The sequence below is a fragment of the Paenibacillus alba genome, assembly GCF_013204855.1.
Lineage (GTDB): Bacteria > Bacillota > Bacilli > Paenibacillales > NBRC-103111 > Paenibacillus_E > Paenibacillus_E alba.
Genome location: NZ_JABMKZ010000046.1, coordinates 26864 through 40325 on the forward strand (window position 1 = coordinate 26864; position 13462 = coordinate 40325).

Annotated in this window: 14 protein-coding genes; 13 read left to right on the plus strand and 1 reads right to left on the minus strand. The window is 48.5% G+C overall.

What is annotated here, in order from left to right:
* Both HQN90_RS33435 and HQN90_RS39775 read left to right on the plus strand, forming a co-directional pair.
* Positions 1-921: an AAA family ATPase gene (locus HQN90_RS33435; RefSeq protein ID WP_173227138.1), complete on the plus strand. Its 921-nt coding sequence runs from the start codon at positions 1-3 to the stop codon at positions 919-921.
* Positions 872-2251: a DUF58 domain-containing protein gene (locus HQN90_RS39775; protein ID WP_173227140.1), complete on the plus strand. Its 1380-nt coding sequence runs from the start codon at positions 872-874 to the stop codon at positions 2249-2251. The genes HQN90_RS33435 and HQN90_RS39775 overlap by 50 nt, the downstream gene beginning before the upstream one ends.
* On the opposite strand, the gene HQN90_RS33445 is transcribed toward HQN90_RS39775, so the two are convergent.
* The gene (locus HQN90_RS33445) at positions 2246-3223 is read right to left on the minus strand and encodes a stage II sporulation protein M (protein WP_173227142.1); all 978 of its coding nucleotides are present in this window, start codon (positions 3221-3223) and stop codon (positions 2246-2248) included. The genes HQN90_RS39775 and HQN90_RS33445 overlap by 6 nt on opposite strands.
* Positions 3224-3311: 88 nt before the next feature.
* Here HQN90_RS33445 and HQN90_RS33450 point away from each other — a divergent pair, with 88 nt between their 5' ends.
* From HQN90_RS33450 to HQN90_RS33500, 11 genes are all read left to right on the plus strand, one after another.
* Positions 3312-4109: an RDD family protein gene (locus tag HQN90_RS33450; RefSeq protein ID WP_173227144.1), complete on the plus strand. Its 798-nt coding sequence runs from the start codon at positions 3312-3314 to the stop codon at positions 4107-4109.
* Positions 4110-4137: 28 nt separating this feature from the next.
* Positions 4138-4821 (plus strand): NAD(P)H-binding protein, encoded by a 684-nt coding sequence (locus tag HQN90_RS33455; RefSeq protein WP_173227146.1) that lies wholly within the window; start codon positions 4138-4140, stop codon positions 4819-4821.
* 371 nt (positions 4822-5192) lie between these two features.
* The gene (locus HQN90_RS33460; protein ID WP_173227148.1) at positions 5193-5663 is read left to right on the plus strand and encodes a DinB family protein; all 471 of its coding nucleotides are present in this window, start codon (positions 5193-5195) and stop codon (positions 5661-5663) included.
* 907 nt (positions 5664-6570) lie between these two features.
* Positions 6571-7434 (plus strand): sugar phosphate isomerase/epimerase family protein, encoded by an 864-nt coding sequence (locus HQN90_RS33465; RefSeq protein WP_246362961.1) that lies wholly within the window; start codon positions 6571-6573, stop codon positions 7432-7434.
* A gap of 4 nt (positions 7435-7438) precedes the next feature.
* Positions 7439-8458 carry a Gfo/Idh/MocA family protein gene (locus HQN90_RS33470; protein ID WP_173227150.1) on the plus strand — a complete coding sequence of 340 codons (1020 nt, stop codon included), beginning with the start codon at positions 7439-7441 and terminating at the stop codon, positions 8456-8458.
* A gap of 48 nt (positions 8459-8506) precedes the next feature.
* Positions 8507-9280, plus strand: coding sequence for a glucosamine-6-phosphate deaminase (locus HQN90_RS33475; RefSeq protein WP_173227152.1), 774 nt, complete (start codon positions 8507-8509; stop codon positions 9278-9280).
* Positions 9270-10466 carry an N-acetylglucosamine-6-phosphate deacetylase gene (locus HQN90_RS33480; RefSeq protein WP_173227154.1) on the plus strand — a complete coding sequence of 399 codons (1197 nt, stop codon included), beginning with the start codon at positions 9270-9272 and terminating at the stop codon, positions 10464-10466. The genes HQN90_RS33475 and HQN90_RS33480 overlap by 11 nt, the downstream gene beginning before the upstream one ends.
* 24 nt (positions 10467-10490) lie before the next feature.
* Complete coding sequence (locus HQN90_RS33485) at positions 10491-11390, plus strand: AraC family transcriptional regulator (protein WP_173227156.1); 900 nt, start codon at positions 10491-10493, stop codon at positions 11388-11390.
* Between the two features lie 18 nt (positions 11391-11408).
* Positions 11409-12491 (plus strand): Gfo/Idh/MocA family protein, encoded by a 1083-nt coding sequence (locus HQN90_RS33490; RefSeq protein WP_173227158.1) that lies wholly within the window; start codon positions 11409-11411, stop codon positions 12489-12491.
* 86 nt (positions 12492-12577) lie between these two features.
* Complete coding sequence (locus HQN90_RS33495) at positions 12578-12871, plus strand: Dabb family protein (protein ID WP_173227160.1); 294 nt, start codon at positions 12578-12580, stop codon at positions 12869-12871.
* A gap of 164 nt (positions 12872-13035) precedes the next feature.
* The gene (locus HQN90_RS33500) at positions 13036-13452 is read left to right on the plus strand and encodes an exosporium protein C (protein WP_173227162.1); all 417 of its coding nucleotides are present in this window, start codon (positions 13036-13038) and stop codon (positions 13450-13452) included.
* Positions 13453-13462: the final 10 nt, after the last annotated feature.

Below are 13462 nucleotides of genomic sequence, written 5' to 3' on the forward strand. Positions count from 1 at the left end.
ATGAACGAAATTATACAAGCGATGGAGCAGCGCTTATTCGGCCAAAAGCTGAATATCCGGCTGCTCGTCACCGCACTGTTGGCGGGCGGGCATGTGCTGCTGGAAGGTGTGCCCGGTCTAGGCAAAACGAAGATGGCGCGCACGCTTGCGGAATTCATCGGAGGCGATTACCGCCGCATTCAATTTACGCCGGATCTGATGCCCGGTGATATTACGGGCAGTGTTATTTACAACATGCAGGAGCATTCGTTTACGACCATTCAAGGTCCGATTTTCACGAATGTGCTGCTTGCTGATGAAATTAATCGGTCAGGACCGAAGACCCAAGCGGCGCTGCTGGAAGCGATGGAAGAGCGTCAGGTGACGATTCAGGGAAATACATATAAGCTGCCAAACCCGTTCTTTGTTGTAGCAACTCAAAATCCTGTTGAATACGAAGGCACCTATCCGCTGCCTGAAGCTCAGCTCGATCGATTCTTGTTCAAGCTGGTGCTTGATTATCCCGGCGAAGAAGCAGAAATCGCGATTCTTCGTGGACATATCCCTTTCCCTCAGCATCAAGAGGAAGCCCTCTCGGCTATTTTGACACCGGGACGCATTGAAGAACTGCAGCGGAAGCTGGCAGATGTCGTCGTGGAGGAATCCTTGTATGCGTACATCGCCACGATTATTCGCAAGACACGCGAATCCAAGCGAGTTCAGCTGGGAGCAAGCCCGCGAGCAGGTATTGCGGTGTTGATGGCGAGCAAGGCTTGGGCTCTGCTGGATGGACGGACGTATGTGACGCCCGACGATATCAAGCTTGTAGCGCGGCCAGCGCTGCGGCACAGGCTGCTGCTTACACCGCAAGCGGAATTGGAGGGCGGAACCAGTGACCACATCATCCAAGAAACGCTCGGCGCTATTCCGGTTCCTCGATAGAAGGCTGATCCAGGATTTTATCCTGCCGACGAACCGCTTCATCCTCCTTGCTGGTGTCGGAGCGATTGTGAATATCACTGCTTTTGTATGGGATAAAGATTCAGTTGAGCCTGTATTTTGGAGTTACAATGCTTTGCTTATTCTGTTAAGCGGCATTGATCTGTTGCTGCTCCCCAAACGCAGCAGTTGGATAGTCCAGCGCAAGCTGCCGGAGCAGATGGATGTCAGAAGCAGCGCCCAAATATCCATTGAGCTTGGCGCACAAGGAATCGCTCATGTTCAGGTAGAGGTGATGGATGACTTGCCGCCAACTTTCCAGCTTGAGAGCGGTCAGTTCAGCGGTGCATTCCGTGGAACAGCTCCGTCCATTTTCTACACGGTTAAAGCGTTGGAAAGAGGCAAATATGACTTCAAATTCGTCTATTTGCGATACTGGGGTGGTATGGGGCTTTGGAAAAAGCAAGTGAGGATTCAGCATCAAGCGGAAATTGAGGTTTACCCGGATTTATCTCAGGTACGAGGCGTGCTGGGGGCTGTTCAGGATGCGTTGATTCTCGAAGGTCATCGACTGTTCAAAAAGCAGCGCAGCGGCTCCGAATTTTCCTATATCCGTGATTATGTGCAAGGCGATGATATCAGGCATATCAATTGGAAGGCTTCTGCCCGCACGACCAAGCTGATGACGAACCTTTTTCAACCGGAAAAAGGAAAGATTGTGACGCTGGTGCTGGACTGCGGCCGCCAAATGGCGATTGAGCTTGAAGGTCAGGTGAAGCTGGACCGGACGTTGGAAGCGGCTTTGACGCTGGCAGCCGTGGCTTTGAAGCAAGGCGATCAAGTCTCGCTGGTTGCTTATTCGAATCAAGTGAAGGTATATGTGCCGCCTGGGAAAGGGCTGCCGCATCTTCAGGCATTAACTAGGGCTGTATATGATTTGCGTACGGACTTTGTTGAGTCCAGTACTCATGTTGCTTTTACACATGTGCTGCGTTTTCTGAAAAAGCGTTCATTGGTTGTGCTGTTTTCGGATATGGAAAGCTATCTGTACGATCAAGAAATGCTGCCGTATGTGCAGCGATTGCGGCGCAGTCATCATGTACTGCTTTTATCTTTGCAGGACCCTCTGATTCACGGTTGGGTACGCATTCGCGCAGAAGACAGCAAGCAGGCTTATCGGCAAAGCATGGCTCACAAGTTTACGACGGATCGTTATGCTTACGTAGCCAAAATGGCCGGCAATGGCATCCCGGTGATGGATGTTCCTGCCGACCAGCTAACGCTTAGCGCCGTTAATGCTTATTTGGACTTAAAATCACGAGATCATTTATAGGGTTAATGGTTTTTGTTTAGCACGTTTACTAATTCCATAGCCGTAGTACAGGATTAGAATGAGCAAAGTAACGCCGGCAATGAGATATTTCACTTCGAGGGACAACGTAGATGGAGTAATGTACCCCTCGATGATGCCTGCGACGATAAATAAAGGGATCGTGCCGATCAGCAGCTGTGCGGATTCCTTCGCTGACTCCAGAAAGCGCAGCTTGCGTGGATAAGGGCCCGGCACAAAAAAGCGATAACCCATATACAAACCAGCCCCGCCCGCAATAAAAATAGCGGTTAGCTCAATAATGCCGTGCGGCAAGATATACGCCCAAAATACATAGCTTTTTCCCGACTTCATGAAGACAGCAGCCAATGCGCCGACGAGAAGTCCATTGCTGATCATTAAATACACGGTACCAATGCCTAGGGTCACGCCGCTAATAAAAGCGAGCACCGCGACTCGAATGTTATTGGTCATGATTGCCGTTGAAACAAGGGGAGAATGGATGTCCCCGCGCGGATCGGCTGTTCGGGACGGATCAATGTTTTCGGCCATCGTGCCGGGCATAATCATCGATAGGTTTAACGGATCTTTCCAAACGGAAAGGAAGCCGAGAAGTCCTCCCAGCAGGAACAGGATCAGCGCAAAGCCAACAAACAGGCTTCTGGCTTGAATCAGCGATGGAAAATAATGAAGGAAAAATTGCTTCATTTGCGAGCTGCTTTTATTGCTTTCTTTGTACATTGCATTGTGTGCTTGTGAGATGAGATGATTGAGATACACGGTAGTTTCGTCTGCTGGGCGATGTGTTTGCAGCGTGGCTAGATGAGCCGATACCATTTTGTAAAGTTCCGTAAAACGATTGATTTGACTGGCTTGCAAATTGCTCTTCCGCTTATTCAGCTGTCTTATAAGATCTTCGAGCTCAGTCCATTGCGATTTATGTTCACGAATAAAACGCGTAATATCTAACGTCATGGTGGTCCTCCTAATCTTGAGCGAACGTGTTTATTTTATCATATTTAAGACAATTGTTACCATAATTATGAAATCAGAAGGAGATAGGATGAACGAGTCTCTGGATAAAAAAGTGACGATCATTACCCCGGAGCAGGTGCAGCTGCAATTTCAGACTGCAGGAATCGGCTCTAGAGCGATAGCGCATTTGCTAGATACGTTGATTTTAATGGTCGTGAATGGCCTTTTGTTTTTTTTCGTGCTTTTGGTACGTCGATTGTACGCAGGGGACTGGCTGCCAGCCGTTGCTGATTATTTAATGGCGTTTTCTATTATTTTATTAATCCTATTAAATTTAGGGTATTTTATTTGTACAGAAGCTTTCATGGGCGGGCAAACCGTTGGCAAGAGGCTGCTCGGGCTGCGTGTGCTTCAGAATAATGGGCAATCTGCAACGATGCTTTCGATCCTGATTCGCAATCTGTTTCGATTGCTGGATATGATGCCGAGCTTTTACTTCTTGGGCGCAGTCTGCATCATGTTTAGTGCTAAAGACAAGCGTATCGGAGATATGGTTGCTGGTACGATCGTGGTGATTGAGGCTCGTTTTGAACGCGTGAAGCGGCGAAAGCTGCTGGATAAAGCAATCATCAGGAAGAACTATCCGAACCTCGTATTGAATCTGGAGGAAGCTGGGAAAGAACGAATTACTGCGCAGGATTGGCAACTCTTGCTGGCGTGGGTCGAGCGGATTCCGACGATGCCTGCTGCTAGATTAACGGAGTTGGCTGAGCCGATTGCGCAGCATTTTGCCCGAACATTGAAACTGGACCAGATGGTTGCGAAAGAACCTGCTGCTTTTTTAGTAAATCTGTATGGCATTCTGAGGGGCGATTGGGAAGTGTAAAACCAGCTTGAAGGAGGGGTGGGGCACGATGGGAATTACTGCTGTTGTAGCCGGAGGCACCGGGTTAGTGGGAAGCGAGCTCATTGAGCTGCTTCTGCAAGATGAAGCTTATGGGAAAGTTATTGCTCTTGTTCGGCGGAACATGCCAACCGACCATCTCGTGGGCAAGGAGAAATTGCTCCAGGTTAAGACGGATTTCAGTCATTTGGCAGCTGATCTATCGGCTTCGGATATGGAACATGCGCATGTGTACTGCACACTCGGCACGACGATTAAGAAGGCGGGGTCGCAAGAGCAGTTTCGGAAGGTCGATCTGACGTTTCCTTTGCAGCTCGCTCAAATTGCGAAATCAGGCGGAGCTGATGTTTTTGCCATTGTGACAGCCATGGGGGCGAGCAGCAAGTCCTCGATTTTCTATAATCGGGTGAAGGGTGAAGTTGAGGATAGCCTTAGGGAACTGAATTTCCCGGCGCTCTATCTGCTGCGTCCTTCTCTCATTCTCGGAGACCGTAATGAGGTGCGAATTGGCGAGAGGCTTGGCAGCCTTGCATCACGGGCGATAGCCCCGCTCATGATAGGCGGACTGCGGACTTATCGGCCTATTCATGCGAAGGCGATAGCCGCTGGATTGATCCAATCTGCTAAATCCGGCAAAACGGGGGCTCATATTGTGCTTTCCGGACAAATTGCTGAGTTGGCTGATGGGAAGTAATTTTGTGCGCTGATGGGATAATAGGTGGAGAAATGTTGTTGATGTGACTATTGCTGAGCTTGGTAAGCAGAATGAATCCGGCAAGTTTGAAAATAACTTACAAAAAGATTTTTCGTCGGAGACTGTATGCGATTGGGTGAGCCAGAATTCATAGCTAATACACCAGCAAGGCCAGAGAGTGGGTCAAAGATGCAGATCTTCGGTTGGCAGAGGTTGTGCTAGTGAATCAAAGCTGCAGAATTTTGGTTGGCGAAGGTTGTGCTGGAGTCTTATGAGAGCAAGTGATGGTATTGAGATTTAGGATGGGTTTGGTTTGGGGCGGCTTGGAGTTATGAAAGAGCAGTTAGCAGCGATTAAAAGGAGCAGATCAAATGGAATCATTGATATTCAATCAATTGGCATTTGCCCGAAAAAATACCCTTCGGATACTCGAAGGAGTTACGGAGAGCGATGCCACTCGCATACCCGAAAATTTTAGAAATCATATCCTATGGCACGCTGGACATATTTATTTGGTTCAAGAGCGGTTTGCGTTTATGCTCCATGGTTTTGACGGACAGCTTCCGGAATCCTTCATGGCCCTATTCGCCGCTGGGACAACACCGCTAACCTGGACGGAGACCCCGCCAAGTATGTCGGAAGTGATAGAGGGGTTAGGTCAGCAGAAGCAGCGGATCCAATTGGCGTTAGCAGATAAGCTTGCGGATAAAGCACCTTCGCCGTACACGACCTCCAGCGGGTTCAGACTTGAAACCATCGGAGAGTTCCTTAATTTTACGTTGTACCATGAAGGCATGCATATCAGCACGATCAAGCATTATAAAATGTTGTTGAGCTTATAATTTTGCGGAAAAATAAGGGTGTTCTGCCATTCTGCTAAGCTTAGTGGCTAAGCGGCCATGGAGGGAATGGTTGATTATTGTGTATGTCCATGTTCAGTGGGAAACGGGATCGATCTTTGGTGCATCTGATCGTGAAAACCTGCGAAAATGCAGGCTTTTTCGATAAAATCGGTTGAAAAGAGGGAATGCCTGCAAAAGTGCAGGTATTTTTAGGCTTTTCATCCTTTAATCGGGAAATGGTCTGGAAAGCCTGCATAATCGCAGGAATTTCTTTATTTAGGTTATCGAAAGCGGAAAAAAGATGCACAATTGCAGGAATTTGATAAGGAGCGGGTTTAAATCACTACTTGTAACCGCAGACCGGCAATCTCAATTGGCATACGGTAACTGGATACGGTAACTGGCGACTGGCAAATCGTAAGTGACAAACCGGCAATCGCAATGGGGCAACTCCAATCCTGTAATCCCAAAAATTAAACCGCAACTGCAAATTGCGAGCGCCCCCCACAACCCCGCACCCGCATCCCGTACCCGCCAACTGCAATCCTAAAGTTTAAACCGCCAACCTCCAACCGCCAAGCCAAACCGCAGTCGTAATCAGTAACAGCAAACTACCCATAACCCGCCACTCGGGTACGGCTATATACAGCGATACAAAAGGGGCTCTTCACAAGTAGTTTTCTACGTGTGGGAGCCTCTTTTTTCTGAGAACGTATCGTGGTGGATGATTTTGTTCAAGAGGCGTGTTCATGGCTAATGTCTGTGAAGGTTCGACCGAGAAAAAGCGTAAAATATGTAACTATACTCCGAAAAAAACGTCAACTTTTCACAAAGTTCAATTGCTATAATAAGAATCAAGTTGCATAGAGGAAAATGTTTTGTTAAGGGGAATTTGAGGAATGGTGGGATGTATAAGTTGATAGTAGAACGATTAGGCGTTCTGACGGATGAAGTTTCTGGTCATTTTGAAGAAGCGTTGGATTGGGCAGTCGAGCAGGGATTAAAGCATGTGGAAGTCCGAGTCATTAACGGGCACAATGTGATCAGGCTAAATGACGATCAAGCCAAGGAAGTTAGGCGTCAAGTTGAAGCTCGCGGTTTATTCATTTCTGCGATGGCTTCTCCTTTGTTTAAATGTGCGCTGGATGGGAGCAGGCCAACCGCCTCAGGAGACACTTTTGGTCAGAAAGAAGAGGATGTGGATGCTCACTTCACCAAGCTGGACCGTGCCATTCAGCTAGCTAAGCTGCTGGGTACGACTCGGATTCGTGTTTTTTCATTCTGGCGTGAGGCCGAACCACTGAAATATAAGGAAGATATCGTCAGTCACCTAAGGCGAGCTGCCCAAATAGCCCAACAGGGAGGCGTACAGCTTTTGCTTGAGAATGAGCCATCCTGCAATGGCGGCTTTGCGGAGGAAGTGGCTGCAATTGTGCGAGGTGTTGACTCGCCTGCTTTGAGGGGACTTTGGGACCCGGGCAATGAGGCATATGGCGGTCGCGAGGCATTTCCGGCAGGCTACAGCTTCATGAAGGATGCTCTGGCTCATATTCATCTTAAGGACGCATATATGTGCGCGGACGGCACAGCCCGTTGTGTACCCCTTGGCTCAGGCAGTGTGCCTGTGATTGCACATCTTAAGGCTTTGTTGGCTGACGGGTATGAGGGGCTTTTTACGATCGAAACGCACTACATTCCTGAAGGGGGTAGTCAGATGACCGGAACTCGTATGACGCTCGATGCGCTGCGTGCCCTTCTAAGTGAGGTATAGGACCATGACTACATGGAAATTTGGCATTATTGGGTGCGGATCTGTCGCCGACTTTCATATCGAGGCGATTCGAGAGATTGAGGATGCAAGCTTAACCTATGTTTCCAGTCGTAATGAAGCAAAGGTGAAAGCGATTGCGGAGCAAGAGGACTGCTTGTGGACGACCAACTATCACGAGTTGATCCAGAGTACGGATGTCGATATCGTCTGTGTGACGACTTCAAGCGGAAGTCATGCGCGTATTGGACTGGACGTTTTGAAGGCTGGAAAGCATCTCGTGTTGGAAAAACCGATTGCGATGACTACGCATGATGCGGCTGAACTTGTACGTACAGCCCAAGAACGTGGTGTTACGTTATCGGTCATCTCGCAAAGGCGTTTTGAAACTCAGCATCAAGCCGTCAAACGCGTGTTGGATGAAGGGGCGCTTGGCAAGCTTCTGCTTGTGGAGACCTCGCTGTCTTTTTCGCGAACGCAAGATTATTATGACACGGCGGATTGGCGGGGAACGATTGCGGAAGATGGAGGTGTTCTTATGAATCAAGGTATCCATACGTTGGATCTTTTGCTTTGGTTTGGCGGAGAGGTTCGTACGGTCTTCGGCAAAATAGCGACGCAAACGCATAACATTGAAGCGGAGGATTTGGGGCTGGCGCTTCTGCAATTCAAAAACGGCGCATTCGGCACGATTATGGCTTCAACCAGTATCCAACCCGGGTTCCCGGCAACCCTTAACCTCTACGGGGAGAAGGGGACGATTAAGTTGGAGGGTTCCTCCATCGTTCACTGGACGGTTCCCGGCAAAAGCGAGCCGAACTGGACGCAAGCGAGAGCGTACGGAGGGGTCAGCGATCCTCGCAGCATTGTTTCCGATTTTCATCAAAGCCAGTTTATAGACGTGATTGCGTCCATCGAAACGGGGATAGAACCCCTCGTTACTGGCGAGGACGGATTGAGAGCTGTGCAGTTGGTTGAAGCTATCTATGAAAGCTCGGCGAAGGGTGTTCAGGTTAATATGGACTAACAGCATCTTTCGCGCAGCCATATGGATTATTGAGAGGAGGATAGACGTATGAATGAATTGCCTAACGTTCTCTTTAGCCAAACGATTGATTCCTTGAAGGTTAACGTCTATGATAACCGTCTTGCTCTGGGCACTGCTGCGGGTGTGGATGTTGCCGCAAGGATCAAGCAATTGTTGTCCGAAAAACCTAGCATTCGGATGATTTTTGCTGCGGCACCCTCACAAAATGAGCTTTTGGCCTATTTGCTGGAGGATCAAGCGATTGATTGGAATCGAATTACAGCCTTTCATATGGATGAATATAATGGTTTGCCTGTGGATGCGCCGCAGAAGTTCAGTCGCTTTCTGTGCGAGCGTCTGTTTAATCAAGTAAAGCCGGGCACGGTGCATCTGATTGACAGCTCCAATGAGAGTGAAGAAGAATGCCGCCGTTACGGGGAACTGCTGCGTCAGGCTCCTATCGATATCGTATGTCTTGGAATCGGTGAGAATGGGCATATCGCCTTTAATGACCCGCCTATTGCCGATTTTAACGATCCGCAGGTGATCAAGATGGTCGAATTGGATAACGCTTGCCGGCAGCAGCAGGTGAATGACGGCTGTTTCGCTGCTATCAAGGACGTCCCCACCCACGCGCTGACATTAACGATTCCGGCTCTGCTCTCAGGCTCACATTTGTTCTGTGTTGTCCCAGGACCAACCAAACAGAAGGCGGTCGAGCGAACGCTTAACGGACCTATTTCAACGGAATGTCCGTCTACGATACTGCGGAAACATCCAGATTGTACGCTTTATGTAGACAGGGATTCATATGGAAAGTAAAGAGATAAACCTGCACGCCATTCATTATGCAACGGGTGAGCCTGTCTCGATCTGTTTGGAGCAGGGGATGATCCGCAGCATAGAGCCGATCAAGTCGGAGACACGCGGAACGTCAGAGCTGGCGATTGTCGCCCCAGGTTTAGTTGATCTTCAGATAAATGGGTATGCAGGCCATGACTTTAATCATATGCCATATGCTGATAAGCTGGTTGGTGAGGTGATTCGCAAGCTTTGGCAGGAGGGGGTAACTTCCTGCTTTCCGACGGTCATTACCAACAGTGATCAGGCGATTCAAGAAGCCTTGGAATTCATAGCGTTCGCATGCCGACAGGATGCAGCTGCCGATCAGGGCATTGCTGGCATCCATCTGGAAGGCCCGTTTATTTCTGCTCATGACGGCGCTCGCGGAGCACACGACCTTAAGTATGTTAAACCGCCGGATTGGGAGTTGTTTACCCGTTGGCAGGAAGCATCTGGCGGGCGAATCCGTATTGTTACTCTGTCGCCAGAATGGCCCGATAGCGCTAAATTTATTGCGAAGTGTACAGAAAGCGGCGTAACGGTGTCGATCGGACATACATCAGCAACACCGGAACAAATCTGTGAAGCGGTGGAAGCGGGCGCTCGGATGTCAACGCATCTTGGCAATGGGGCACATCTGATGATGCCGCGCCATCCGAATTATATCTGGGAGCAATTGGCTCAGGATCGGTTGTGGAGCAGTGTGATTGCGGATGGCTTTCATTTGCCAGATCAGGTGTTGAAGGTTGTGTTCAAAGTGAAAGGTGCCCAAGCGATGCTCGTGAGTGATGCGGTTTCACTGAGCGGACTGCCAGCAGGTGCGTACACAACGCACATTGGTGGTTCTGTCGTCTTAACACCGGAGGGCAAGCTGCATCTCGCTGAGGACGAAAACCTCCTCGCCGGATCGGCGCATATGCTGCTTCAAGGCATTGAGCATGTAACGAATCGGGGGCTGGCCGATTTAGCGGAAGCTTGGGATATGGCTTCTGTCAGACCGTCCAGCTGTATGAAGCTGCCTTCATCTTCAGGTCTGACGCCGGGAGCTCCGGCTGATTTGGTTCTGTTTCGCAGAGCAGGAAGCCGAATTCGTTTGGAACGTACGTTTAAATCGGGCAAGGAAGTTTTTGTGCGGGAGGACTTATTATCAAATTTTTCATCCTAACGAATGATAGTAGGTGGTAGTGAAATGGGGCCAGATAAACCCTATTATCAAAGCAAGGATCAGTTGAATAAAGCCTTTCCTTTTAAAATTATGCGTTACTCCAGCAGCGAGATGAAGCAGCCCATGCATATTCATGATTATATTCAAATTGTTTATGTCCTTCACGGAGTGTGCAACCATCAATTGCGCGGGAAGTCGCTTACAGCCAGCAGAGGCGATATTTTCATCATTGCTCCCCATATTGAGCATAGCTTGAGTGCCATTGAAGATAAAGCGTTCGAAGTGGTGATCGTCGATTTTATTCCGTTGCTGATTCAGGAGCAATTAAAGCCTTTTTCCGATACGCTGTATCCGCTCTTGCAGCATTCCGATGAGGATCCCCTGATTCCTTTCATCCATCATTCTTGGCTTCATTTCGGCAAAAACAAACAGGTTTTCGTCGAGCAGCTTTTGCAGGATATTCAGGATGAATTCGAGCATCGGGAAGTGGGATTTGAGCACTCCATCCTGCTTAACTTAGCCAAATTGTTCATCCTAGTTGACCGTGAGTACCGCAAGGCGAAGCGGAAGCCTGCCAAACAGCCAGCGCTGGCAGACCAACAACCCATTGATGAAGTGAAACGGTACATCTATGACAACTTCAGTCAGGATATTCCGCTGGAACACGGAGCATTCATCGCGAATATGGCACCGGCGTATTTCAGCCATTTGTTCAAAAAAGAAACGGGACAAACGTTTGTTGATTTCGTTACGGAAGTGCGTATCGAGAGGGCTATGGAGCTGATCCGGCGCGATACGCATACGATTACACAGATCGGCTTTCAGGTTGGGTTTCATCATTTGAGTCATTTTATCCGAACCTTTAAGAAACGCTGCGGAATCACGCCTACGGAATACAAGAAAACATTCGGCAAAAATAGATAGAGGAAGAGGTGCATTCTTATGAGTCAAAAGATCGTGAAGGTTGGGATTATCGGACAAGGACGCAGCGGCCGTGACATTCATGGCAATCTGCTCGCACAAATTAAAGACTATTATACAATTGTTGCTGTTGCCGATTCGATTCCAGAGCGTCAGGCACGCGCGGAGCAGGAATATGGCTGCAAAGCCTATGCGAGCTGGGAGGACATGGTTGCCAATGAGGAGCTGGATTTAGTCATTAACGCTTCTCCAAGCCATCTGCATTTCCCTATCACCCTGACGCTGCTAAACCGAGGAGTTCATGTGCTTTGTGAAAAGCCGCTCGCCAGATCTGTGGAAGAAGTCGATCAACTGATCGAAGCTTCACAAAGATCCGGGAAACAATTAGCGGTATTTCAGCAATCCCGATATCAGCCAGCTTATGTTCAAATTCAGCAAATCATCGATTCCGGTGTGCTCGGCCGCATCGTTCAGATTGATTTCTCCATGAATAACTTTGCTCGTCGTTGGGATTGGCAAACGCTGCAAAGCAACAACGGCGGCAGCCTAATGAATACAGGACCCCATCCACTGGATCAAACGCTGCAATTCCTTGGAACGGATGGACTGCCTCAAGTCATGTGTATCATGGACCGAGCCAATACGTTTGGGGACGCCGAAGATTATGTAAAGCTGATTCTTAGAAAACAAGGATTTCCGACGATCGATCTTGAAATCTCATCGTGCGATGTTTTTCCTCAGGAGCAGTTTCATATTCAAGGCACAAACGGCGGGCTCCATGGGACTGCGGAGAAATTAACATGGAAATATTTCAAGCCGGAAGAAGCGCCGGATCAGCAGTTAACGAAAGAACCGCTATTCGATAGTCATGGAATGCCCGCGTATTGCAAGGAGACGTTGGCCTGGCACTCCGAGAGCTGGGAACTGGCGATTCCAAGCGGCAAGACACCCTTTGAACATATGACAGAGAAATTATATCTCATGCTTTACCATACGTTAACTGACGGTGCCCCGCTGGAAATCACGCCGGAGCATGTGCGGCAGCAGATGTGGGTTATGGAAGAATGCCGTCGTCAGAATCCGCAAATCTATGATCCAACTTAAATCGTTCCATATCGACGCAAGAGCCTCTTCCTGCTATGATTAGAAACGTTAATGATAACGTTCTGAGAGAGAGAGTGGGTACTAACATGATTGATCACATTGTACTGGTTAAGTTCGGAGAAACAACGACAGATGCACAAATGCAAGAGGTTGTAGATCGCTTCAAAGCGCTGAAAGCTCATTTGACAGGCATCGTAGATATTCAGGCAGGAATCAACTTTTCTGAGAAAAATAAAGGCTATCAAGTTGTATTGTCTGTACGTTTTGAAGATAAAGCGGCTCTGGAAGCTTACGGTCCTAACCCGGAGCACCAAGCGGTTGCTGCGTATATTAGAGAAGTAGGCAGAGTGGATAGTTTGATTGTTGATATCGAAATTTAAGCATGGCACGAACGGCTGATGGGGATTCTTCCTTATTGGCCGTTTTTTTTTGTTCTCATGAGGATCCTAGCGGAATTCGTGAGGAATAAGAGATTTGTCCAATCTATTATTCTAGCAAAGGCATACTATATTCTATCTTTTAAAAGAAAGGAGAGGATGATAAGATGGCTAATCAAATTGAAAGTTACCAAGCGGTTACAGTTACACCGGTGACGGACGGGGTGCAGATTCCTGTTCCACTGACTCCAGCTGGAGTAGGAATTGCTGCAGTTCGCGTAAGTGTTCCCGGAACATATCCCAATGTCGTTGAACTGAAAGCGACGGTAGGTGTAAGAGGAGATACAGGGACAGGTAGTTTATTGTTTCGTATCTTCCGCGACGCGCAGGAGATCTACTATGCACGGTTAGGGATAGAAGCGGGCTTTGAGAAATACTATGTTCCAACTTTGCAGGCAATCGACGTCAACCCGCCACAAGGCTCTCACGGTTACACGTTGTCTATTGAGTCTTTAACGCCAGGAGTAACAGCAACGGTTATAGGTCCGATTACCATGAGTGCTTCAGTGATTAACGCGATTTAATGAAACATGC